General features: G+C 66.5%; 26 protein-coding genes and 2 tRNA genes. 14 read left to right on the top strand and 14 right to left on the bottom strand.

Going from position 1 to position 22,350, the window contains the following annotated elements; genetic code table 11:
• Positions 1-203 precede the first annotated feature (203 nt).
• Together ACJH6I_RS12000 and ACJH6I_RS11995 are read right to left on the bottom strand one after the other, a co-directional pair.
• On the bottom strand, positions 204-995 hold the full coding sequence (locus ACJH6I_RS12000; protein ID WP_406784107.1) for an MBL fold metallo-hydrolase: 792 nt from the start codon (positions 993-995) through the stop codon (positions 204-206).
• Positions 992-1,549 carry an ester cyclase gene (locus ACJH6I_RS11995; protein WP_406784106.1) on the bottom strand — a complete coding sequence of 186 codons (558 nt, stop codon included), beginning with the start codon at positions 1,547-1,549 and terminating at the stop codon, positions 992-994. Before ACJH6I_RS11995 ends, ACJH6I_RS12000 begins: the two co-directional genes overlap by 4 nt.
• A gap of 101 nt (positions 1,550-1,650) precedes the next feature.
• Here ACJH6I_RS11995 and ACJH6I_RS11990 point away from each other — a divergent pair, with 101 nt between their 5' ends.
• From ACJH6I_RS11990 to ACJH6I_RS11980, 3 genes are read left to right on the top strand one after another with little or no spacing between them, the layout of a single operon-like run.
• Entirely contained in the window at positions 1,651-2,334 is a 684-nt protein-coding gene (locus tag ACJH6I_RS11990) for a TetR/AcrR family transcriptional regulator (protein WP_406784105.1), read from the top strand.
• 7 nt (positions 2,335-2,341) lie between these two features.
• Entirely contained in the window at positions 2,342-3,679 is a 1,338-nt protein-coding gene (locus ACJH6I_RS11985) for a wax ester/triacylglycerol synthase family O-acyltransferase (RefSeq protein ID WP_318983950.1), read from the top strand.
• 22 nt (positions 3,680-3,701) lie between these two features.
• Positions 3,702-4,340, top strand: coding sequence for a TetR/AcrR family transcriptional regulator (locus tag ACJH6I_RS11980; protein WP_406784104.1), 639 nt, complete (start codon positions 3,702-3,704; stop codon positions 4,338-4,340).
• Here the strand turns inward: ACJH6I_RS11980 and ACJH6I_RS11975 are convergent.
• A complete protein-coding gene (locus tag ACJH6I_RS11975; RefSeq protein WP_406784103.1) occupies positions 4,291-5,493 on the bottom strand; it encodes an adenylate/guanylate cyclase domain-containing protein in 1,203 nt (400 codons plus the stop codon). The genes ACJH6I_RS11980 and ACJH6I_RS11975 overlap by 50 nt on opposite strands.
• A 133-nt stretch (positions 5,494-5,626) precedes the next feature.
• Between ACJH6I_RS11975 and ACJH6I_RS11970 the strand changes: the two genes are divergently transcribed.
• Positions 5,627-6,880 carry a saccharopine dehydrogenase family protein gene (locus ACJH6I_RS11970; protein ID WP_406784102.1) on the top strand — a complete coding sequence of 418 codons (1,254 nt, stop codon included), beginning with the start codon at positions 5,627-5,629 and terminating at the stop codon, positions 6,878-6,880.
• A gap of 11 nt (positions 6,881-6,891) precedes the next feature.
• Positions 6,892-7,572, top strand: a complete 681-nt coding sequence (locus ACJH6I_RS11965) for a transporter (protein ID WP_406784101.1) — start codon at positions 6,892-6,894, stop codon at positions 7,570-7,572.
• Between the two features lie 57 nt (positions 7,573-7,629).
• On the opposite strand, the gene ACJH6I_RS11960 is transcribed toward ACJH6I_RS11965, so the two are convergent.
• Entirely contained in the window at positions 7,630-8,931 is a 1,302-nt protein-coding gene (locus tag ACJH6I_RS11960; RefSeq protein WP_406784100.1) for a flavin monoamine oxidase family protein, read from the bottom strand.
• A gap of 90 nt (positions 8,932-9,021) precedes the next feature.
• Here ACJH6I_RS11960 and ACJH6I_RS11955 point away from each other — a divergent pair, with 90 nt between their 5' ends.
• Positions 9,022-9,660, top strand: coding sequence for a TetR/AcrR family transcriptional regulator (locus ACJH6I_RS11955; RefSeq protein WP_406784099.1), 639 nt, complete (start codon positions 9,022-9,024; stop codon positions 9,658-9,660).
• A 1-nt stretch (position 9,661) separates the two neighbouring features.
• On the opposite strand, the gene ACJH6I_RS11950 is transcribed toward ACJH6I_RS11955, so the two are convergent.
• On the bottom strand, positions 9,662-10,288 hold the full coding sequence (locus ACJH6I_RS11950; protein ID WP_406784098.1) for a TetR/AcrR family transcriptional regulator: 627 nt from the start codon (positions 10,286-10,288) through the stop codon (positions 9,662-9,664).
• A 96-nt stretch (positions 10,289-10,384) separates the two neighbouring features.
• On the opposite strand from ACJH6I_RS11950, the gene ACJH6I_RS11945 reads away from it, so the two are divergent.
• From ACJH6I_RS11945 to ACJH6I_RS11935, 3 genes are read left to right on the top strand one after another with little or no spacing between them, the layout of a single operon-like run.
• Positions 10,385-11,971, top strand: coding sequence for an alcohol dehydrogenase catalytic domain-containing protein (locus ACJH6I_RS11945; protein ID WP_406784097.1), 1,587 nt, complete (start codon positions 10,385-10,387; stop codon positions 11,969-11,971).
• A gap of 5 nt (positions 11,972-11,976) precedes the next feature.
• Complete coding sequence (locus tag ACJH6I_RS11940; RefSeq protein ID WP_406784096.1) at positions 11,977-12,783, top strand: alpha/beta hydrolase; 807 nt, start codon at positions 11,977-11,979, stop codon at positions 12,781-12,783.
• Complete coding sequence (locus ACJH6I_RS11935) at positions 12,780-13,034, top strand: hypothetical protein (RefSeq protein WP_406784095.1); 255 nt, start codon at positions 12,780-12,782, stop codon at positions 13,032-13,034. The genes ACJH6I_RS11940 and ACJH6I_RS11935 overlap by 4 nt, the downstream gene beginning before the upstream one ends.
• Positions 13,035-13,097: 63 nt before the next feature.
• Here ACJH6I_RS11935 and ACJH6I_RS11930 read toward each other — a convergent pair.
• Positions 13,098-13,173: transfer RNA gene (locus ACJH6I_RS11930), tRNA-Arg, on the bottom strand.
• 24 nt (positions 13,174-13,197) lie between these two features.
• A tRNA-Ser gene (locus ACJH6I_RS11925) sits at positions 13,198-13,289 on the bottom strand.
• A 127-nt stretch (positions 13,290-13,416) separates the two neighbouring features.
• On the opposite strand from ACJH6I_RS11925, the gene hisC reads away from it, so the two are divergent.
• Positions 13,417-14,478, top strand: coding sequence for a histidinol-phosphate transaminase (gene hisC / locus ACJH6I_RS11920; protein WP_212807451.1), 1,062 nt, complete (start codon positions 13,417-13,419; stop codon positions 14,476-14,478).
• Here the strand turns inward: hisC and ACJH6I_RS11915 are convergent.
• Positions 14,453-15,010 (bottom strand): TIGR03086 family metal-binding protein, encoded by a 558-nt coding sequence (locus tag ACJH6I_RS11915; RefSeq protein ID WP_212807452.1) that lies wholly within the window; start codon positions 15,008-15,010, stop codon positions 14,453-14,455. The genes hisC and ACJH6I_RS11915 overlap by 26 nt on opposite strands.
• Positions 15,011-15,053: 43 nt before the next feature.
• Here ACJH6I_RS11915 and ACJH6I_RS11910 point away from each other — a divergent pair, with 43 nt between their 5' ends.
• The 3 genes from ACJH6I_RS11910 to ACJH6I_RS11900 are packed head-to-tail and all read left to right on the top strand — an operon-like array spanning position 15,054 to position 17,143.
• On the top strand, positions 15,054-15,884 hold the full coding sequence (locus ACJH6I_RS11910; RefSeq protein WP_212807453.1) for a crotonase/enoyl-CoA hydratase family protein: 831 nt from the start codon (positions 15,054-15,056) through the stop codon (positions 15,882-15,884).
• A 6-nt stretch (positions 15,885-15,890) separates the two neighbouring features.
• The gene (locus tag ACJH6I_RS11905; protein ID WP_212814515.1) at positions 15,891-16,793 is read left to right on the top strand and encodes an undecaprenyl-diphosphate phosphatase; all 903 of its coding nucleotides are present in this window, start codon (positions 15,891-15,893) and stop codon (positions 16,791-16,793) included.
• Between the two features lie 38 nt (positions 16,794-16,831).
• On the top strand, positions 16,832-17,143 hold the full coding sequence (locus ACJH6I_RS11900; protein ID WP_212807455.1) for a hypothetical protein: 312 nt from the start codon (positions 16,832-16,834) through the stop codon (positions 17,141-17,143).
• Here the strand turns inward: ACJH6I_RS11900 and ACJH6I_RS11895 are convergent, their stop codons facing one another.
• The 5 genes from ACJH6I_RS11895 to ACJH6I_RS11875 form a co-directional block, all read right to left on the bottom strand.
• Positions 17,144-17,812, bottom strand: coding sequence for a sterol desaturase family protein (locus ACJH6I_RS11895; protein ID WP_212807459.1), 669 nt, complete (start codon positions 17,810-17,812; stop codon positions 17,144-17,146).
• The gene (locus tag ACJH6I_RS11890) at positions 17,809-18,534 is read right to left on the bottom strand and encodes a FadR/GntR family transcriptional regulator (RefSeq protein WP_212807461.1); all 726 of its coding nucleotides are present in this window, start codon (positions 18,532-18,534) and stop codon (positions 17,809-17,811) included. Before ACJH6I_RS11890 ends, ACJH6I_RS11895 begins: the two co-directional genes overlap by 4 nt.
• Before the next feature lie 116 nt (positions 18,535-18,650).
• Positions 18,651-19,709: a hypothetical protein gene (locus ACJH6I_RS11885; RefSeq protein WP_212807463.1), complete on the bottom strand. Its 1,059-nt coding sequence runs from the start codon at positions 19,707-19,709 to the stop codon at positions 18,651-18,653.
• Between the two features lie 9 nt (positions 19,710-19,718).
• Positions 19,719-20,189, bottom strand: a complete 471-nt coding sequence (locus ACJH6I_RS11880; protein ID WP_212807465.1) for a PPOX class F420-dependent oxidoreductase — start codon at positions 20,187-20,189, stop codon at positions 19,719-19,721.
• A 36-nt stretch (positions 20,190-20,225) separates the two neighbouring features.
• Positions 20,226-20,522, bottom strand: coding sequence for a YciI family protein (locus tag ACJH6I_RS11875; protein ID WP_212807467.1), 297 nt, complete (start codon positions 20,520-20,522; stop codon positions 20,226-20,228).
• A gap of 81 nt (positions 20,523-20,603) precedes the next feature.
• On the opposite strand from ACJH6I_RS11875, the gene ACJH6I_RS11870 reads away from it, so the two are divergent.
• The gene (locus tag ACJH6I_RS11870) at positions 20,604-21,116 is read left to right on the top strand and encodes an OsmC family protein (protein ID WP_212807469.1); all 513 of its coding nucleotides are present in this window, start codon (positions 20,604-20,606) and stop codon (positions 21,114-21,116) included.
• 313 nt (positions 21,117-21,429) lie between these two features.
• Here the strand turns inward: ACJH6I_RS11870 and ACJH6I_RS11865 are convergent, their stop codons facing one another.
• Positions 21,430-22,260 carry a hypothetical protein gene (locus tag ACJH6I_RS11865; protein WP_212813573.1) on the bottom strand — a complete coding sequence of 277 codons (831 nt, stop codon included), beginning with the start codon at positions 22,258-22,260 and terminating at the stop codon, positions 21,430-21,432.
• Positions 22,261-22,350: the final 90 nt, after the last annotated feature.

Raw genomic sequence — 22,350 nt, 5'->3', positions numbered from 1 at the left:
AAAACCCCAGGCGCACAACCTAAAATAGCCCCTGAACAGCGCAAAGGCGCCCACGAAAACCCGTGGAGCGCCACATACGTTCGAAAGGCAACGGATCTATCGCTCCGAACTTTCCGGCATGCCAGAGGGCGAGCCGCGAAGTGGCGGCTAGGTCACTGCGCGCTAGGCGAGAGAGCAAGCGCCGATCGCGACGCCCAACCGGCCTAGCCGCCGACCGCTTGCCGCAGCAGCTGCGGATCATGGGCGTTGACGAGGGACATATCAGGTTCATCCGAAGCCCAAAGTTCGCTCAGCCGTTGATGATTGGCCTGCACCTTCGCCCAGTCGAAGGCAACTGAGCGTTCCATCAGACGCAGGGCCCGCGGCGCGGTATTGCTGCCGTCGAGCTGGCCACGATGGTAGAAGCTGTCGCCGGCATGCAGAATCCAGCGGTCCCCCGCGTCGACGGCCACCGCGGCGTGCCCGCGCGTATGCCCGGGCAGGCTGATCAAGACGATGCCGTCAGCGATCTCGGCCAACTCTTTGGCGCCGGGGAAGCCGCGCCACGACTCCGAGGCCGCGGGCGAGTGCTCGACCAGGATCGGGCCGTGCGCGTGACCGGCCGGCAGGTAGCGCTGTTTCTCCACGAGCGTCTTCGGATGCAGTGCCGCGAATGCCTCGGCATCGGTGAGATGAACCTGCGCCCAAGGGAAGTCCGCCAGACCTCCCACGTGGTCGGCATCGAAGTGGGTCACGACGATGTGCCGCACGTCGCTGGGCTCGAACCCGAGGCGGCGAATTTGGTTGATGGCGGCTTCGTTCGGATCGAACACCGGGCGGACGTAGAAGCGGGCCGGGCCGAAGCGACTGCCCGGCGACTCGGCATCCCGCAGCCCCAACCCGGAGTCGACAAGCACGAGACCGCCCGGCGTTTCGACAAGGAGTACGTGGCAGACCAATCCGTCGGGCACGAACCGCGGATGCATGGTGCCGCAGTTGAGGTGGTGGACCCTCATGTCAGGTCAGCCGGGGCCGTCCCGATGAGCCGGGCATCGGGTTGGCTGGACATGGCCAGCAGCCCCCGCAGTCCGCGGATGACGGCGGGCCAGTTTCGCGGGTCACGCAGATTCAGGCCTCCCACAAGCTGTTTCAGCATCGTCAGCGTGTCGAAGTAGATGCGTTCGGCGACCAGGTCCTCGTTCTCGTCGAACACGAAATAGGCCGTCATCCGGGTGCGGTGCCGCGAGCCCGTCGCCGGGATGCCGCCGAGCGGGCCGAGATGCGTTCCGAGGAGCCAGAATTCGACGATCACGGCATCAGCGCTGTGTCGCAGCGCGATGATCTCGTGATCCTGGTCGGGAAACGCGACGCGGGTGTCGTGGTAGTAGCCACGCACATCGACGTCACCGTCGTGGACGGTGAGCGTCGGGATGATCTCGTAGTGCGGATGCGGGAAGGTGGCCAGCACGTCGTCCCAGTCCTGTCGGACCTCGTCGTGGAAGTGGTCGAGGACGAGCTTTTCGCGAGCCTGCAACACCTCGACGGAAGGGATGGCGAAGCGGTGCGTCATGGCGTCCTCCTCGAACTGCAAAGTATTTCCACACCGTGGGATTAATATGACAATAATCCCACGGTGTGGAAATTTGCAAGGGTCTGGGCCAGAATGAGGCCATGAACGCGGCCACCCCGACTCCCCGCCGCGGACGGCCGCCGAAGGCGCTGGCACAGCTGACGCGATCGACGATCCGGGAAGCGGCGCTGACCGTCATCGACCAGGACGGCATCGCCGCGGTCAGCATGCGGTCCGTCAGCCGCCTGCTCGGCGTCGACGCCAAGAGCCTCTACCACCATGTCGCCGACAAGGACGATCTGCTGGACGCCGTCGCCGAACATCTGCTCGGGCAGCTGCGACCACCGGCACCCACCGGCGAGTTGCGGACCGACCTGCGGGCCCTCGCCTACGAGTTCCGGCGCGTGACCCTCGCCCACCCGGAGGCCGCGACGCTCGTGCTGACCCGGCAGATGACGACGCTCGCCGGACTCGCGCCCGTCGAGGCTCTCCTGTCGATCCTGCATCGGGCCGGCGCCGCCCCCGAGCTCGCCGTGCGACTCACCCGTGTCCTGGTGGCCGCCGTCGTCGGGATGCTGCTGCGCGAGGTGTCCGCCGGCCCCACCTTCGGCAGCGGAAAGTCCGCCGACATCGCTGCCCGGCAGGCCGAACTGGAAGATTCCGCGCTCCCGGAAGTGGTTGCGTGCGCACCATTTCTCGCCCGGTTCGACCGGGACCGGGAATTCGCGTCGGGCGTGGACTTGCTCGCGGATTTCGCCGCATTCCAGCTGGTGAGCCTGACATAGTGCTGCCATGCGGTTGCTGAGTGCTGTCGACACGATGTTCTACCGGATGGAGTCCGACCGGACGCCCATGCACATCGGCGCCCTGCTGACGTTCCGGCTGCCCGACGGCGCCGGGCCGGACTACGTCCGCACCCTGTACAACGCATTCGCCGAACTGTCGTTCCTGCCGTTCCCGTTCGACAGCGCCGTCGTCGACGGCCTGCTGCCCGAGTGGCGCGAGGTCCGCCCGGACCCGGAGTACCACGTCCGGCTGTCAGCGCTGCCGTACCCCGGAAGCGAGGCCGATCTGGGCACCCTGGTCGCCCGGCTGCACGCGCACCCGCTCGACATGCGCCGGCCACTGTGGGAAGCACACTTCATCGAGGGCCTGTCCGACGGTCGCTTCGCCATGTACTTCAAGGCCCACCACTGTGCGGTGGACGGCATGGGCGCGATCAACACCATCAAGAAGTGGTTGAGCACCGAGCCGGACCGCTACGTGCCGCTGTCCGAGGCCGGACCGAAGGCCGAGGTGCCCGACCGCAACCGGGTCGCGTCGGTCGCCTACGAGCTGTGGAACCGGACGACGGACGGCGTCGCGGGTTCTGCCGAGTTGGTGAAGAGCCTGGTCGGCATGATCGGCGGCGACAACAGCCACGTCGGCGCCACGCTGGGCACGCCGCGCGCGCCGTTCAACGCCACCCTCACGCCGCAGCGCCGGCTCGCGGTCGAGGTGCTCGAACTGGGCCGCCTCAAGGCCATCGCCAAGGCCACCGAGACAACCGTCAACGACGTGACACTCGCCGTGTGTGGCGCGGCGCTGCGCCGCTACCTCGACGAGCAGGGCGAGCTGCCCGAGCAGACGCTGACCGCCTCGGTGCCGGTGGGCTGGGAGCGCGACGAGGACACCTTGAATGCGGCCGCGGGCTTCGTCTGCCCTTTGGCGACAACAGAATCGGACCCGTTGCAGCGGCTGGCGGTGATCAACGCCTCGACCACGCGCGGTAAGAAGGAACTGCTCGCGATGTCACCGAATGCCCTGAACCACTACACGTTGATGGGGTTGCTGCCACTGACGATCGGGCAGAAAACCGGTGCGCTGACCAAGATTCCGCCGTTGTTCAACCTCACGGTGTCCAACGTGGTCCTGACCAGAGAACCGCTGTACCTCGGTGGCGCACAGCTGGAATTGATCGCTCCGGTCTCTTTCCTGTGCGACGGCTACGGACTGAACATCACCCTGGTCGGCTACACCGACAAGGTCATCCTCGGCTTCGTCGGCTGCCGAGACACCATGCCGCATCTGCAGCGCCTGGCGGTCTACTCCCGCGAGGCGCTCGACGAATTGGAGCGGGCCGCCGCATAGGCCGCTGATAGAATCTCGATCCGTGATCGAGTCTTCGTCGGTGAGCCAGCCGGCTGTTCGCACCGCGGTGCAGCGCCGCGGCATCGAACGCACCCAGGCGATCCTCGATTCCGCCGAGACGATCCTCGCCGAACAAGGTTATGCCGCAGCAACTCTCAAGGCGATCGGCGAGCATGCCGGCATCCCGACGGCATCGCTCTACCACTACTTCGCGGACCGGAGGCAGGTCGAGGCCGAGCTCGTGCGGCGCCACATCCCGGTCATCGACGAGCGCTTCGCGGCATCGCTGTACGGCAACAAGATCCGGACGCTGCGCGACGGCGTCGACGCGATGATCGACCCACTGCTCGCCTACTTCCGGGAGAATCCCGGATTCGTGCAGCTGTGGTTCGCGGGCCGCAGCGCGACACTGTCCGAGCTGGGTGGGTTGTTCGACGAATCCTGGGCAGAAAAGCTGTGGCACTTCCTCATCGAGCACGAACTCATCACCGCAGCGACCCCGTTGTTCGCCGTCCAGTTGATGTTCGAGGTCGGTGATCGGCTCTTCGACGTGGCGTTCCAGCGCTCCCCCAAGGGCGATGACGCCACCATGGACGAGGGTCGGCGCATGCTCACCGCGTACCTGACGACATTCGCCCCATCAGGTACCAGGTCTGCATGACCCCCTTGCCCTTGACCTCGACGGCACCCCGCTCCTCCAGCACGAACGCGTCCTTGAGCCGCTCATAGACGTTGTGCGGCACCTGGATTCGACCTTCGACATCGGTGGTCTCCATTCGCGCCGCGACATTGACCGCGTCCCCCCACACGTCGTAGAAGAACTTGCGTGCGCCCACCACACCCGCGACCACCGGTCCGGCCGCCAGCCCGATGCGCAGTGGCACCCGCCGGCCGTTGGGGTCCGTCAACTCGGCCACCGCGTCGACCATGTCGAGAGCCAGATCGGCCAGCGCCTCGAGATGGTCGGGCCGCGGCTCGGGAACCCCACTGACGATCATGTAGGAATCGCCGCTCGTCTTGATCTTCTCCAAGCCGTGCCGGTCGACCAGCGTGTCCAGGTCGGTGTACAGGTGATCGAGAAACCTGACCAACTCGGTGGGCGTGGTATCGCTTGCGCGCTGGGTGAATCCGGCGATATCGGCGAACAGCACCGAGGCGTCGTCGTAGCTGTCAGCGATGACGTCGCGGTGCGGATCCTTCAACCGCTGAGCGATCTTCGAGGGCAAGATGTTGGCCAGCAGCGACTCGGAGCGCTCGTATTCGGCAGCCAAAGCCGATTCCGCGCGGCTGATTTCACGCAGTGCGTACCAGACGGTCGCGAGGACGAGCACCCATGAGGAAATTACCGAGATGAGGAATCCGGCAGTCGTGACCCACAGCGGCTGGACACCGGTGTCCGCGGGCACCAGGTACTGGAGCGCGATGATGAGTGCCGCACCCACCGCCGCCACCGCCGATGCCACCACGATGTGCTCGATCCCCAGGATCAGCACCACCAGCGAAGCGGCGACCAGGAAGTACAGCTGCTGGCCGGAACCTCTTCCGACATAAACGGTCACGAGCGTCGTCAAGGAGTACGCGATACCGATGAAGGTCAGCGGCGCGACGAGTTCGCCGTACCGGTACAAGCGGGGAATCGCGAGATAGACCGGGGCGCACACGACGGCGAGGCCACCGATCCAGATGCCGGCCTCGCCGGCGAGCATCGACAGCGTCCCGAGGAACGCGGCGACGACGGCACCGATCCTGGCGGCCACCGTGAGGACGCGTCGGCGGCGCGCCAGACTCTCGGCGGACGCAGCCTTCGGCGACATGATCCGCAGCCTAGCGCCGAAAGCGCACGTCACCGCGGGCATTGACAGTGCATCCGCGCGAAACCTAAACTCGATTTCGATTCGATATTGGCTTTGAGTATTACAGGGCGATCCCCATCAGAAGGAGAAGAACATGGCCAACACCCGACGGCGGGTCGTCTTCATCGGCGCGGCCGGTGAGATGTGTCGCCTGGCCATCGAACGGTTCGCGGTAGCCGCCGGCGACTGGGAGCTCGCGCTCTACGACATCCGGCCAGAACTGCTCGAGCCGCTGATCAAGAAGCTGCCGAGTGGGCTGGCGACGGCCGCCCGGCTCGATCTGTATGACCGCGACGGCCTGCGCACCGCCATCGACGGCGCGGCACTCGTCGTGCTCGGCGCCGGCCCGTACAACCGCACCGCCGGTCCGGTGATGGAAGCCTGCCTGGCCGCCGGGGTGCCGTACCTCGATTTCGATGACGACATCGAAAGCACCTTGCACGCACTGACTCTGGGCGACGCCGCCAAGGCGGCCGGCGTTCCGATGTACATCGGCTGCGGCGCCTCGCCCGGCATCACGAACGTGCTGGCCGCCGACGCCGCCGCCGAACTGGACACCGTCGAGAACATCGACGTCTATTGGGTGGTCGGCGACGAGCGTGGTTCGATCGGTCGCGCGGTGCTCGACCACATGCTGCGCGTCGCCGCGGGTCCCTGCATGACGTGGGAGAACGGCGGACCGGTCATGCACCAGTCCTGGCTGGAGACCCGGTGGACGGACCTGGGCGGCGGGCTGGGCCTGACGTTGGTGCACGAGACGGCCCATCCCGAACCCGTGACACTGCCGCGGAAGTACCCCGATGCCAAGAACATTCGTTGTTTCGGCGGCCTGGACCCGGCGCCCTACAACGGCCTGGTCCGGGGCGTCGGCCTGGCCGTGCAGAAGGGTCAGATACCCGTCGAGAAGGCCATCGACTTCCTGGAATCCCTGCTCACCGGCGGAGTGGGCAGTGTCGCCGGCTGGCGCCACGGCCTGGCGGGAATGTGGGACCTGGTGCGCACGGGTGAGTCGACGCGCCTCGAGCTGCTCACGTTCCTCGCCAAAGCTGCAGCGGGCCACACCTTTCCGTACAAATCTGGGCTGAAGGTCGAGGTGACCGGCCTCAAGGACGGCATCCCCACCGTCGCCAGCCGCCGCACGCCGGTCGCAGGCCCAGGCACCTATCTGTTCACCGACATGGCGGCCGCAACGGGCACCGCGTGCGCCGCGTTCATGGTGGTGGCACTCGAATCCGGCAGCCGCGCCGGGGTTTTCACGCCCGAGGAATGGGCCGAACCGGCGCAGTTCTACTCGGCACTGAAGCGGGTCGGCACGCCGAGCGCCGAACTTCCCGTCGGCGCGCACTAGAGGGGCTGGTCATGGATCTGAAGACCGCGTTGTACGCACTCGCCGACATCTTCATGATCGTCGCCGGTTTCACGTACGGCTTCAAGTTCATTCGGAACTACCAGAACTACCTGCTGGGCCTCGAGTGGATCATCGTCGCGTCGTCCGGCACCAACTTCCTGGTGTATGGGCTGGTCGGCGCCGACGAAACCAGTCCGATGTTCCACGCGGCGTTCTTTCTCGACGCCTTCTCGCGGTCGATCGGCATCACCGTGATCCTCGTCCTGGGCCTGATGAAGGTCACGCACGGGTACCGGCCGTCGATCGCCGTCGACATCGGAGTGTTCGGGCTCGCGGTCATCGGCGGACTCGTGATGTCGTTGTTCGCCGCGGATTTCGGCGTGGCCGGGGCCATCTTCTACGTGGTCATGAACGCCCTGACGACGCTGTTCCTGTTCTACTTCGCCTGGCGACTGTGGCGGATCGGCGCACAAGGTAACGCGATGGCCGTCGCCGCCGTGACGATCGCGGCGGCTGCCATTGCCGGAATGTACGACTTCTACCGCATCCCGGGCGACGATCAGCACCACACGGTCTTCTACATCCTGGCGCTGACCACCTGGGCGGCGCAGATGACGGTGTATTACTACGGTTACCGCGCGCTGGACAATCACACCGCGCGAATCCCGGCCGAAAAGGCTTTTACCGCATAGCACTTCGCAGACAGTGACGGCCCGCGGGTACATCCCGCGGGCCGTTTCTGCACTTCGTCAGTACGCGCCGTCGGCCAGTCCGGCAGCGATGCTCCGGGCCGCGTGCGCACCGGTGTCCATGGCACCTTCGATGGCGCCGGCCTCGACCCCGGCAATGTCGCTGCCGGCGAAGTGGATTCGCCCATGGGCTTCCCGCAGCTGCGCGGCACCGCCGGTGAAGTGTCCCGGCCGGTGCACCATGAATCCGCCCTTGGAGAATTCGTCGGTAACCCAGTCATGGCAGGCGGTTTCGCGCACCTCGATGTCGGCAATGAACGCCCGCAACGCCTGCTGCACCGCGGCGGGATCGTTGGCGTCGATCGCGGCGCCCGTGGAGCACAGACACATGATGAACGTGTCGCCGTCTTCGTGGTACTCCACCCGTGCGGCGTTGATGGGGTTCTGTCCCAGCGGCGCGACGGCCTGGAACGGCTCGAGTACGCCCTTGGCCCGCACCCAGATTTTGGAGCCCACGATCGGATTCTTCTCCTCGATCATGCGACGCGACGCCGCCGGGACCTCGGGGGTGATGGCGATGTCCCCCAAGGTGTTCAGCGGCACCGCGACGACGGCCGCACGCGCCCGGATCCGCTGACCGTCTCGCGTGGTGACGGTGACGCCGGCACCGTCGTCCTCGACTGCGGCGATCGGAGTCGACAACCTCACCTTCGCCGTCGACTCCGCCATGATGGCGTCGAGCAGCCTTCTGGTGCCGCCCTCGATGGGCCAGGTGCCGGCTGTCTCGAAGAACGCCGCCCAACTGCCGAAGTATGTCGCCACGCACGAAAGGAACTGGGCGACACCGTGATCTTCGTAGGACGTCACCAGCGCAGCCATGGCACCGTCGAGCAGGTCATGCTCGTAGGGCGGCAGATTCAGTGCGTTGAGCCGGTCGGCAATGGTCTCTTTCTCGATTGCGCTGGTGTCAACGAGGCCGATTTCGAACGGTTGCGGGAACACAGCACGAGCGTCGGCGAAGAACTGATTCATCAGCGGCTCGAGCGCCGCGCCGTACTCCTCGGGTAACGCCGAATGCGTTGCGCCTTCGGCAATCCAGTACATCGTGGTGGGCACGACAGGGATCTGGAGTGGAATGTTGTGCCGCTGCAGTTCCTGCCACATGTTGGGCTGCGTCCAGTGCACATAGGTGCCCCCGTACTCCAACTGCCGGCCCAGGCCGGGACCGGTCCACGTGCGGCCGCCGACCCGGTCGCGTGCCTCGAGCAGCACCACCGAGTGCCCTTTGAGGCTCAGGTCGCGCGCCGCGATGACGCCGGCGAAGCCACCGCCGATCACCGCGACGTCGTATTGATCTGTCATTGTTGCTCCCATCAAAGGCGAATTCGATTCGTGTTCGACTTTAGGTAGTGCGCCGGGCGCCGTCAATGAAGGCGGCTATGCTCTCGAAAGATGCCCACCACCCCGCCTTCAAGCGCCGGACGGTCCCGTCCGGCAGCAGTTCAGCGCCGCGGCGTGGAGCGCACACAGGCGCTCCTCGACGCGGCCGAAACGCTGCTCAGCGAGCAGGGCTACGCGGCCGCCACGCTCAAAGCCGTCGGCGAGCTGGCCGGCATCCCGACCGCGTCGGTCTACCACTACTTCGCGGACCGTCATCAGCTCGAAGCCGAACTCGTGCAACGGCATATCGCCGCGCTCGACGACATCCTGACGGCTGCGCTCGAGCGCAGCCGCGCCCGCACCCTGCGCGGCGCCATCAACGTGCTGATCGACACCATGGTCGACTACTTCCGTGAGCACCGCAGCCTGATCGCGCTGTGGTTCGTCGAACGCACGTCTGCCGTTGGCGAATCCGCCCGCGCTGCCGACGAAGCGTGGGCCGAACAGTTCTGGCGGTACCTCATCGAGCGCGAGCTGTTGCATCCGGACACACCGGTCCTGGTCGTACTGCTGACCTTCGAAGCCGGCAACCGACTTCTCGACGTCGCCTTCCGACAGTCGCCGACCGGCGACGAGGTCGTCATCGATGAAGTGCGACGGATGAGTACCGCCTATCTGGAGACCTACGCCCCCACCAAGCGGGCGCGCTGAGTCAGCCCGCCGCGGCCGCGATGGCGTCGCTGAGCATGCGCGCGCACAGCGCGATGTAGTCCGCGCGGGAAATGACGACGTCGCCGGCAGCGAGCGCGACCGCGGCATCCACCTGGCCGCCGACGAGTACCCGCGTCGCCATCGCCAGACGGCCGGTCGTCCGGTCGTCCATGGGGCCGACGACGGCGGCCACCTGCTCGGTCACGAACGCGACGTACTGATCGGTTGCCACCCGCTTGCGCGCCGCGACAGCCGCGACGCCGGCGGATTCGGCGTACAACCGCGCCCTGGGTACATCGCTGATGATGACGTCGTAGAACACGGCCAGCGCGGCGCTCGCCCGCTCGACGATGTCGGGCCCGCAGGCGTCCACGGCCGCCAGCGTCTGCGTGAAAACGTCCCGCATCACGTCGTCGAACAGGGCGGCGAGCAGCTCGTCACGGTTCGCGAAATGCTCGTAGAAGTACCGCTGGCTGAGCCGCGCCCGCCGACAGACGGTGTTCATCCGCAACCCGGCGACGCCCACCTCCGCGACTTCGTCCAGGCCCGCCGCGATCAGGCGATTCCGGCGTTCCTGCACGCGCTGATCGGCCTTCACACCACGGAAAGGCCGCGTCACGGTCGTCATATCTCAATCTTGACACAGCGCTGTTCCAGGAACACCATTGTTCCTACTTCGGGCCCGAACCGGCCACCATCCACAGCACGCCAAGAAAGGCCGCCGATGAACCTCACCGACCGATTCCAGGACCTGATCGACCGCGGCGTCGCCCCGACGCTCGACCAGCTCGACGCGCTGTACGACGACGCGTCCGCCGTCGGCGTCGACGATGTGCTCGGCGAATGGGCGGGCGGCGTGTTCGGCCTGGGCCACCCCGCCGAAGCGCAGCTGGAGGCGATCAAATGGGCCGGCAAGTCCTTCGGCGCCGCCGATGACGTCGCACCGATCGTCTGCTTCGACGACGCGGGACGCCGTTTCGTGAACCCCATCTTCGGGGGCGCGAGCCTGCGGCTGACGGACTACCGCGGCAGCGCAACCGCCACGATGACCTACCACGACCTGCCGATGGCGGATCATTTCCGGAAGATCTCCGACACCATCCTCATCGGGGCGATGGAAGCGCCGGGGCAGAGCCGGGCCGGCTACTTCTACCTGACCCGGATGGACACCATCGAGCGGCCGCGCAATCCCGAGTTCGTCTCGTGCGAACCGGCCCGCACCGCGGACGCCGCTGTCCTGCGCGCACCGGGCCAACCGTTCGAGGTCACCCAGGTCGAGCTCGAAAGTCCGCGCCCCGACGAGGTTCTCGTGCGTATCGAGGCGGTCGGCATCTGTCACAGCGACCTCGTGATCGCCGGAATGGCTCAGCCCCAACAACTTCCGATGGTTCTCGGCCATGAAGGCGCGGGCGTCATCGAGGCCGTCGGGACCGATGTGACGGACCTCCAGCCCGGCGATCACGTCGTGCTCAGCTACGCGTGGTGCGGCGAGTGCACCAACTGCAGACGCGACCGGATGGCGTACTGCTCGCGGTCCAACATGCTCAACCTCACCGGCGCCCGGCTCGACGGCAGCGGTGGCATGCGGATCGGCACCACGCCGGTGCATGCCCGCTTCTGCGGCCAATCCTCTTTCGCCACATACGCTCTCGCCGTCGCTCACACCGTGGTACGCGTCCCGAAGGACGTGCCGTTCGACGTACTCGCTCCCCTCGGTTGCGGCGTCCAGACCGGCGCGGGCACGGTACTGAACGCGCTGCGCCCCGAGCCGGGTTCATCGATCGCGGTGTTCGCCGCGGGCTCGGTGGGGCTGTCGGCCATCATGGCCGCGAAGGTGGCCGGCTGCGAACGGATCATCGCCGTGGACCCCAAACCGCAACGGCGGGAGCTTGCGGTGTCGTTGGGCGCCACCGACGCCGTCGATCCCGCCTACGCCAGAAGCGCCGTCCGGTCCGGCGTCGACTACGCCGTCGACTGCATCGGCAAACCGGAATCCGCGCGCGCCGCAATCGCCAGCCTGGCGTCGCCCGGCGTCTGCGCCGTCGTCGGCCTGCAGGGCCTGAGCACCCCCATCCAGGTCGACCTCGCGAAGCTCGTCGGCAAGGGTCAGACCCTCTGCGGTGTCGTCGAAGGCCAGGCGGTGCCACGCCGCTTCATCCCGACGCTCATCGACCTGTACCGCAGCGGTGCGCTACCCGTCGACCGCTTGATCACCACGTTCGGGCTCGACGAGATCAACGACGCCATCGCGGCGACGCAACGCGGAGATGTCGTCAAAGCCGTGTTGCTGCCGGCGGGACCGCGTCGGTAGCCGGGATGTCTGGTCACCGCCCGAGTCGTCGCAGCAAGTTCGTTCAGCGTCTGCTCTACATGTTCTTCCGGCCGATGTTCGTCATCGGCGAACCCAGCGGCATCCAACTGGCGGCGTTGCGGTTCGTGGTCGAACAGTTCGCTCCTCGGCCCGATCGCGGCACCGACGTCGAATCGACCGTCGAAAACGGCGTCCGTTGCGCCTGGGTCACCGCAGACGGCGCCGGCCGCGACGGCGTGGTGCTCTACCTGCATGGTGGCGGCTATTTCGTCGGCTCCGCACACGCAGCAGCCGGGACTGCCGCGCGGATCTCTGCTGCCAGCGGACTACGCGTCTGCGTGCCCGACTACTGCCTGTTGCCCGAACATCCGGTCCCGGCTGCGGCTGATGACGCTGTCGCCGTCTACCGCGCGCTGCTGGCAGCTGGTGTCGACCCCGCCACCCTGGTGGTGGCGGGCGATTCGGCCGGCGGCCATCTCGCGGCGTGCCTGGTCAACGAGGTGAAGGACAGTGGATTGCCGCTGCCGCGAGCCGTGGTGCTGTGGTCGCCGGTGATCGATCCGCTCGGCCAAGCGGCCATCGCCGCCGACCGAAGGCGACGCGACGCCGTTCTCGCCGTCCCGTTCTGGGCGCCGGCGTTGCGAAAGCATCTCACCGATGCCCGCGAGGCCACTCGCATGAACCCACTCGCCGACGTCGACCACCGGTGGTCGCGGTGGACGATGATCTACGAAGCGCCGCAGGGCAATTGCGTCAGGCGGCAGCACCAGGGGACCCGCTGGAACGCATCCAGTCGTACACGGCGGCCTTGATTGACTGGTTCTGCTCAGGCCTCATCGTCACGCCGTCCGACGAACTCGTCGCGCCGCTGCGGGAGGCCATTGCACACGGTTGCCGATCCGGCTGCGTCTCATCGCGCGATCCAGATGGCGACGCGCAGGCCATATTTCATCTCGTCCTCGGCGTGCTCGTCACGCACACCACCATCGGCCGGCCGGCGTCCCGCAAGGAACTCGAAATGGCGGTCATGGGGACAATCAGGGGCGCCCTCAGGGTGCGCTGACGAGACCGCACTCACCCGCCAACGACAACAGGCCAGAAGCGTGAGCTTCTGGCCTGTTGTTTGTGGTGCGCCCGAAGGGATTCGAACCCCTAACCTTCTGATCCGTAGTCAGATGCTCTATCCGTTGAGCTACGGGCGCATTGGGTACAACTATTCAGTTATGTGGCGGAGGCGAGAGGATTTGAACCTCCGGTCCCCTGTAAGGGGGACAACTCATTAGCAGTGAGTCCCATTCGGCCGCTCTGGCACGCCTCCTGAACGATCCGAGGGTACCGGACTCTTGCACCCCGGAACCGCCGAGGGCATACGGTACACAGTCAACGCCCACAAAGGCAAAGCGCGACGCCAGAGCGCCATCTGCCGTCCACCTAGACTGTCCCGGGTGACCGCCCGCCTGCGCCCCGAGATGGACGCTCTGCCTGCCTACACCCCCGGCCGCACAGTGCCCGGCGCCATCAAGATCGCCAGCAACGAGACCGTCGACGGACCGCTGCCCAGCGTCCGCGAAGCCATCGTCAAAGCGATGGACAACATCAACCGCTACCCGGACAACGGCTACGCGGCGCTGCGTGAACGACTGGCGGCCTACGTCGGGTTCGCGCCCAACCAGATCTCGGTGGGCTGCGGGTCGGTGAGCCTGTGCCAGCAGCTCGTCCAGATCACCGCCTCGGTCGGCGACGAGGTGCTGTTCGCGTGGCGCAGCTTCGAGATCTACCCACTGCAGGTCCGCACCGCCGGCGCGACGCCCGTGCCCGTCCCGCTGACGGACTACACGCACGATCTGGACGCCATGCTGGCCGCGATCACCGACCGCACGCGACTGATCTTCGTCTGCAACCCCAACAACCCCACCTCGACGGTCGTCGACCCGGTCAAGCTGGCCGAGTTCGTCGCCAAGGTCCCGCCGCACATCCTGGTGGTCCTGGACGAGGCGTACGTCGAGTACATCCGCGACGGCCTCCTGCCGGACAGTCTGGCGCTGGTGCGCAAGCACCCCAACGTCGTCGTCCTGCGCACCTTCTCGAAGGCCTACGGCCTGGCCGGACTGCGGATTGGCTACGCCGTCGCACACGAGGACATCGTCACCGCGCTGGGCAAGGTGTACGTGCCGTTCACGGCGACCAGCGTCAGCCAGGCCGCGGCCATCGCCTGCCTGGACGCCGCCGACGAACTGCTGGCGCGCACCGACGCGGTGGTGGCCGAGCGGGCCCGGGTCAGCGCCGCCCTGCGCGACGCAGGGTTCGAGCTGCCCGACTCGCAGGCCAACTTCGTCTGGCTGCCGTTGAGCCCGGAAGACACCGCCGACTTCGTCGACGCGGCCGCCGACAACAAGCTGCTGGTGCGGCCCTACGGCGGGGAAGGCGTGCGCGTCACCGTCACGGTGCCGCACGAGAACGACCTGTTCCTCGACTTCGCGGTCAGGTGGCGCGGCGGCGGCCGGTGAAGCCGATCAGCTGATCCAGTGCACTCGCATCAGCCGGTACCTCGACGGGGTCGTCGAACCCGACGGCCGCGCGCGCCGCGGGACTGATCACAGCCCTGGTCATGACGAGGACGTACTCGGCCAGGTCCTCCGGGGCGTCCACGTCGCGGCCGACGGCCGTTGCGTAGTCCCAGGCATGGACGAGGAATTCGAGAGGCAGGATGCCGGCGATCTGCGCGGCGGGCATCTCCCCCGGCCCCGCCGCGACGGTGCCCTCCAGCCCCCTGCTGCGCCACGCGGCCAGAGCAGGCCGGGCTGCGGCGGTGACCTGGTCGACGATCGGCGCCGCGGCGTCACGCTCGGGCAGCTGCGCGCCGGCGATCCCGCCGATGACCGTGATCGAGTTCATCAGGTGATCGGTGAGGGCCGCCACATCGAACTCGGTGCACGGCGTCTGCCGCGCCGCATCGTCAGGCCCGAGACCGGCCAACACCCGCTCGAGCACGTCCAGACTGGCCTCGCCGGCCTCGATCACATCGGACGGAATCGTCATGGGCGAGACGCTACGCCCAGGTTGACCGGCTAGCCTGCCGATCATGGGTGAAACCTCGGGAAGCTTCGAATCGCTCTCCATTGAGACCAAGGACCACGTCGCACAGGTGACGCTGCTCGGGCCGGGCAAGGGCAATGCCATGGGTCCGGCCTTCTGGGCCGAGCTGCCGGTGGCCTTCGCCGCCCTGGACGCCGACCCCGACGTGCGGGCCATCGTGCTCACCGGGTCGGGCCGCAACTTCAGCTATGGACTGGATCTGCCCGCGATGGGCGGCATGCTGGCACCCATGCTCGGGGGCGGGCTGGCCAAGGAACGCGCCGACTTCCACACCGCGCTGCGGGCCATGCAGCAGGCGATCACCGCGGTCGCCGACTGCCGCACCCCCACCATCGCCTCGATCCAGGGCTGGTGCATCGGCGGCGGTGTCGACCTGATCTCGGCGGTGGACATCCGCTACGCGAGCGCCGATGCCAAGTTCTCGGTGCGCGAAGTGAAGTTGGCCATCGTCGCCGACGTGGGCTCGCTGGCCCGGTTGCCGCTCATCCTGAACGACGGTCATCTGCGTGAATTGGCGTTGACGGGCAAGGACTTCGACGCTGCCCGCGCCGAGAAGATCGGCCTGGTGAACGACGTCTACGCCGACGCCGACGCGTCGCTCGCTGCCGCGCACGAGACCGCACGTGAGATCGCCGCGAACCCGCCGCTGACGGTGCGCGGTGTCAAAGACGTACTGGATGAGCAACGCACGGAACGGGTTTCGGCCAGCCTGCGGTACGTCGCGGCCTGGAACTCGGCGTTCATCGCGTCGAAGGATCTGAGCGAAGGCATCACCGCGATGTTCGAGAAGCGCGCGCCGGAGTTCAAGGGCGAGTAAGGGCGAATCACCTTGAGCCTCAACTACATCGAAGCGATCGTAGTCGGCGCGTTCCAGGGTGTCACCGAGCTGTTCCCGGTGTCGAGCCTGGGCCACTCGATCCTGGTTCCGGCTCTGGTCGGTGGGCAATGGGCCCAGGATCTGAGCATGACGGCCGAGAAGTCGCCGTACCTCGCGTTCCTGGTGGCCGTGCACGTCGCGACGGCGCTGGCGCTGCTGGTGTTCTTCTGGCGGGACTGGGTGGCGGTCGCCGGCGGTTTGGTGACGTCGATCAAGAACCGGAAGATCACCACCTCCGCTGAGCGCCTGGCATGGCTGCTGATCCTGGCGACCATCCCGGTCGGTATCGCCGGGCTGGCGCTAGATCACGCGCTGCGCACGTCGCTGGGCAAGCCGATTCCGGCTGCAGCCTTCCTGGCGATCAACGGCGTCGTTCTCTTTGTGGGCGAACAACTTCGGCACCGCACTGCGTCGGCCGTACCGGCCGCGGCGCACTCGGAAAACCTCAACGACTCCGACGAGCGGTTGGCCCGCCTGCCGATCCCGGAGGCCATGGGCATCGGCGCGGCCCAGATCCTCGCGCTGCTGCCCGGCATCAGCCGCTCGGGCGCCACCATGGTCGCCGGTGTGCTGCGCGGGCTGTCCCACGAGGACGCCGCACGGTTCTCGTTCCTGCTGGCGACACCGGTGATCCTGGCCGCGGGGGCGCTGAAGATTCCCGAACTCTTCGGGCCGGCGGGCGACGGCATCGGCGGACAGGTGCTGGCCGGCAGCGCGGCGGCGTTCGTCGCGGCGTACCTGTCGGTGCGGTTCCTGGTGAAGTACTTCGAGACCCGCACGCTGACACCGTTCGCGATTTACTGCCTGGTGGCTGGTCTGGGCAGTCTGGCCTGGCTGACGCTGCACTGAAATACCCTGGGGTGTAACCCCGTTGCGTATCTGTTCGCATGAACAGAATCCGCTTTTCGGCCGGCGTTGTGGCGGCGGGCATCGTCGCCGCTTCGGCGCTGGCCCCGGCGGCAACTGCCGGCGCGGTAGGTGGGCCCGGCGGCTTCGGCAATGCGCAGGACACCATCAATACGCTTCAGGCACAAGGGTTCACCGTGCTGATCAACGGCGCCATCGTGTATCCGTTGTCGGGATGCAAGGTCACCGGCATCGAGGGACTGCGCAACGACAATGTCGATTCCTCGGGCGCCATCATCGACCGGACGAAGATGACCGTTGTGTGGGTGGACATCTCGTGTAAGGGCGGCTAGCTACAGCCGTGACCCGTGCAGGTTCTTCGCCGTGGGGCTGGTCTCGACGGTGGCGGGGTCGGGATAGGTGCCGAGCACCCGGTCGGACGTGCCCGACGTCGTGACCGAGAACCAGTAGTGCTCGTTCTTGAAATGGTGCAGGCGGTGATTGCGCCACACCGCCTTGTAGAAACGGTGGCGCGGCTTGTAGTCGGTGTGGACCAGGTAGTGCGTCCACTCATAGCCCATCAGGATCAGCGACTCGACCACGATGAACGACAGCGTGGCCGATACCGGCGCACCCACGAGGGCGCCGATGCCCAGCGGCAGCGCCACGATCGCCGCGATCAGCCACGGCAGGGTCGGCGTCGGGATGAACACCAGGTCGACGTCGCGGGGATTCGCGTGGTGCCGTCGATGGTCGCGGGCGACGAGGGTATCCACGGTGACAGGGCCGAGTTTTCGCGGCCGCCAGTGCAGGATGAAGACGTGAATCACCCACTCCACGAACGGAAACAGCAGTGCCAGCACCAGCGGCGCCCACAGGTCGCGTAGCGCCAGACCGCCGACGACGCTGCGCGCCGCGACCGCTCCGATGACGAGCGCCAGGATCATCCACGGCGTCGGATGGCGCCAGAACTCGCGAGCCGCCTGGCCGAGGGTCACACCCCGGGTGCTGGTGGTCGTCACTGTGCCTCCATCTGGTCGAGAAATTCGGTGAGCACCGTCGTCGCGCCACCGAGCACCGTCGACGCGGCGCGGCGGGCTTTCAGCGCGGCGCCCGACGTCACCGCATCGGCGAGCTTGCGGTACCCGGCTGCGGGCTCGGCGGCCGCCACGGCGTCGGCGACCACGGCCAGCATCGGTTCGTACACCCGGCGCATCCCGTTGAAGATCAGCGTCATCGCGATCGAATCCGCGCCGGTGACAAGGCAGTCCCAGAAGTCGAGCGCGGCCAGTTGTTGCGTCTGGCCGCTCTGCGCGCGCTCGATGTCGGCGAGGGCCCGCGCCAGTGGTTCGGCGAGCGTGCTCCCGGACCGCTCTGCTGCCCGTTCGGCGATCCACGGTCCGAGGTACTCGCGCACTTCCAGGACGCTGCGCACCACCGACGGGTTCACCATGGCCCCGTCGGGCGCGTCCACCAGCAGGTAGGGCAGCAGGTCGAGCCCGCCCGTACGCGTGATGTCGTTGACGACGGCGCCATCCCCCTGCCGGACGTCGAGATGCCCCGACGCGACCAGCCGCTGGATCGCCTCACGCACCACCGGCCGCGATACGCCCAGCACCTCGGCCAGCTTGCGCTCACTCGGCAGGCGCGAACCCGGCGGCTGTGCGCCCGCGACGAGCTGCCTGAGCAGCTGGTCGTGCACCTCGTCGGCGGCCGAGCGCCGCTTGATCGACGTCAACTCCATGACGGCGACACTAGCGCGCGAAAGGTAAGAGGTCTAGTGGTCTTACCAATATTGTTCGACCACGACTACGGTGTCGTCCTCGGGGTGGTCGATGACGAAGCGCATCACGTCCTCGGTCATGGGTAGCTCAGCAGGACCATCACCCGGCCGTCCGGTGATGGCTCGGGAAACGCATCCACCTGAAAGCCGTAGTACTCCGACTGGGTGTCGGTGATGGTGTCGATGACCTTGCCCTGCGCCTTCAGCTTGCCGTCCTTGACATCCCGCATCACCCCGATGAAGTCGGGCACCGACATCGACTCGGCCAGCAGCAGCGCCTCACCGCCGGACGAAAGTTTGACCAGCACACCGGAACCCGCGTAGTTGTCGCCGCCGCGCCCCGTCCCGCGCGGCGCCCAGTACACCGGCTCGGAGACGACCTCGCCGTCGACACGGCGATACTGACCGACGTGGTCGACACCGTCTTGCACGGAGACCACCGGCAATGCGGCGATGGTGCGCTGCTCCTGGAACCACATCCAGCCCAGTGGGATGCCGATGATGGCGTAGATCATCACCAGCAGCATCAGCACGGGTTTCCACGCGATCTCCCACGCCTGCCGCGGCCCCTGCTTGTCCAGCTGCTTGCGGCCGAATCGGAAGACGTACCAAGCCAATACGCGCGCCAGTGCCATCGCGGCCAGGATGCACAACCCGACGATGCCGGCCACCCGGAAGTAGAACGTACTGCCGCCGTGGTCGATGGTCGCCAGCACCATCACCAGCGGAATCGGCAGGGTGAGGAGCAGCAGCAGGGCATACGACGGGTGGCTCGTCAGGTACTTGTATTCGACGGTCCAGCTCTTGACCCCGACGCCCACGGTGAAGTCACCGATGTCCGCGGTCGAGACCGGCGTCCAACTCCCGTCCACTATCCGGGGCCGGACCAGTCCCCTTACGAAGAAGAAGCCCGCCACCAGCGATACGGCCAGCGCGCCCCAGAACACCGCAGGCAGCGACCCGCCGGTGCCCGGTACCCCGAAGCCGCCACGGATGTCGATGATCTTGGCGATGAAGAACATCAGCGGAACGACGAAAAACAGCTCTCCGAGCCAGATTTGAATCAGCTGCGGAATGCGTTTGCCGACACGGTCAAACGCCAGTACCCCACTCCAGATGAACCGCAGCACCCGCATGGACGGACATTAGCTGACAATCGTTGGCGCCGGGCTGATCTCGATGTAGGCCATCGGAATATCGAACGCGGAGCTGCTCTTGTCGAGAGTCCGCTCGAACAGTTTCATGGCCGGCGACCAGTTGGCGGCGATCACGGCGTCAGCGTGCGCGTGCTCGGCCTCCGGCAGGATGCGGGCGATGCCGGCCGCCGGTTGTCCCGTCGGCTTACCCCGAAGATTGCACGGCACCACCACCACGCGCGGATCGTTGCGCACTCGCTTCACCTTGCCCGTCGACGCGTCGGTGCGGACGTACAACTTCCCGTCGGCGACACCGTGATTGATCGGGCTCGGCATCGCTTCACCCGACCGCTTGAACGTGACCAGCACGATCTGCCGCGCCCGCTCGAAGCCCGCGAAATCGGCGGCCGTCGGCTCCCCGATGTCGAAGGCCTCCCGGTGGCGCAGTTTGTCCATGCCCCGAAACATCAACTTGCTCATGGCCGAAACCGCGTTACGGGGCATCTTCTCGTCCGATCACTCTGACAACAACCATGTCTTCACCGTCCAGTCGGTCATCGCGCCACCGACGACGAACGGGTCAGCCGCCGCGAACCGCTCGGCGGCGTCCTTGTCGGTGAACACCCCCAGCGCCCCGAACTCCCCCGGCGCGGCGTCCTGAACCGGCCCCAGCATCAGCAGGACTCCCGGCTGTTCCTTCCGGAACCGATCGGCGTGCGCCTGGTGCGCCGGAAACAGCTCGGGCACCTTCGCGCGTGCCTGCTCCGTCGACGAATAGATCAGCAGGTAGCGCGGCAACCACTGAGCCGTCATGACCGAAAGCCTAATCCGGAAGTTGAATTCATCGTGGGCGCAACGGTCGAACCCCGACGCCGACGCAAATAACGTCGGCGCATGACTGCTTCCGTGACTTCCCTCAACGCGATCACCGATGCCACCCGCGCAGCCGTCGCCGGCAATCCCGCCGCGGCCGCCGTGGTGTTCAAGGCCTCAGCGCAGCCGGAAGGCACCGTCGGTAGTGAGATCGCGCTCGGCAAGTACCGGGTGCACGTCGACGAGCCGCCAGCCCTCGGTGGGCAGAACACGGCACCCAATCCGGTCGAGTACTACCTGGCATCGCTGCTGTCCTGCCAGGTGGTGACCTACCGGTTCTGGGCCGAGCGGCTCGGGATCCAGGTCGACTCCCTCAGCGCCAGCGCCGAAGGCGACCTCGATGTGCGCGGCTTCTTCGGGCTGGACGACAACGTCCGCCCCGGCTTTCAGCAGATCCGGGTGACCGTCAACGTCTCGGGCCCGGAGACCGCCGAGCGGTACCGGGAGCTTCAGGACGCGGTGGATGCGCACTGCCCGGTGCTGGACTTGACCACCGCCGCGACGCCGGTGCACACGCAGCTGAATGTGGGGTGAGACTTGGCGGAAGGAAGGCGAGGTTCTTCGAACCCTCTCTCCAGCCTTAGCAGCATGGCCGGTTCAAACTGGGTTTGCACGCCGATGTCTCCGCCTGTCATGCCCAGTGCTGCCCGTCTCAAGCCCACGGTCGATGGTGCCCGCTGGTGAGCAGCGGCGGCACCGGCCGTACGCCTCTGAGTGGACGGGCTTGACAGCATCGTTCAGCCAGGAGTCGGCGCCGTCACTCGCCGGTGCACCAGAAGTAGCCCGCGTGTGCAGAGCAGTACCTGGACGACCAATGTCGAGCACTGGCTTGACAGCTTGGCCGCCACTACGGCGTATGACGAAGACGCATCCAGTCGTCGATAAGTTCCCACACCGAATTGCGCTTTCCCGCGTAGGAGACAAACTCGCCTGAATCGGTAGCCCAGATGTCGGTGTCCTCTGGGTCGGTGTCCACAAGGATGCAGGCGGAGGTGTTTTCGTCATAGACGATGAAGAGCGTTTCAGTGTTCGGCAGCCGTACTGGCGTGGGAGTCTGAAACCGAACATCAGCACTGTCTTGGGTACTCCATGACTTCCAGTCGATCAGTTCCCCGCTCCGAATGATGCCCATCGGTACTTGAAGGTGGTATCCGATGCCGTCGTGTAGTGACGTGTAGAAGGTTTGGAATTCTGGCGAAAAATTCGTCGCCGGAGGCGTGAGCTGCGCCGTCGGTGGGTACCCAATGATGAACTTCTGACCCCGCCCCGCAGTTTCAATGGCGTAGAGCAAACCCAGACCGTCGTACAAGTCGGATGTCGCTTTCACCAACACAACATCGATGCCCTCGCTTTCGAGCACCTGCAGAAAGCGGGGCAACTGCGTCGGCAACGCCTTGCGCCAGTGTTCAATGGCGATCTGTACTGCGCTCAATGGATCGGCGGTCACCAACTGGAGCCACCATGCAGGTATTGTTTGCTGCTCCTCGAGGGTGAGCGTGCCGATCTCGTCGACCAAGGTCAGTGTGCCGTGCATTTTCGAGGAAGAGGAGTCGGCCAAATCCTTGCGGGACAAGGTAATTCCTCCATCTTTGGTGAACTGTTGTGGTTCAGTCGGTGCCGCGCTCGAGCGAGTGTTTGGCGAGGTCAAGCCGTGGTTGTTTTCGGTGGACACAGTCACGATCCGGGCGTTGCTGTCACGCGGCGAGAGAAGCGCTCAACAGCAACAACGACGCCAGAACGCTGTCCTGATCAGTTTCAACGCAAAGAA

Origin of the sequence: Mycobacterium sp. SMC-13, from assembly GCF_045311035.1 — a bacterium.
GTDB lineage: Bacteria > Actinomycetota > Actinomycetes > Mycobacteriales > Mycobacteriaceae > Mycobacterium.
This window is presented reverse-complemented; position numbering and strand designations above follow the sequence as displayed.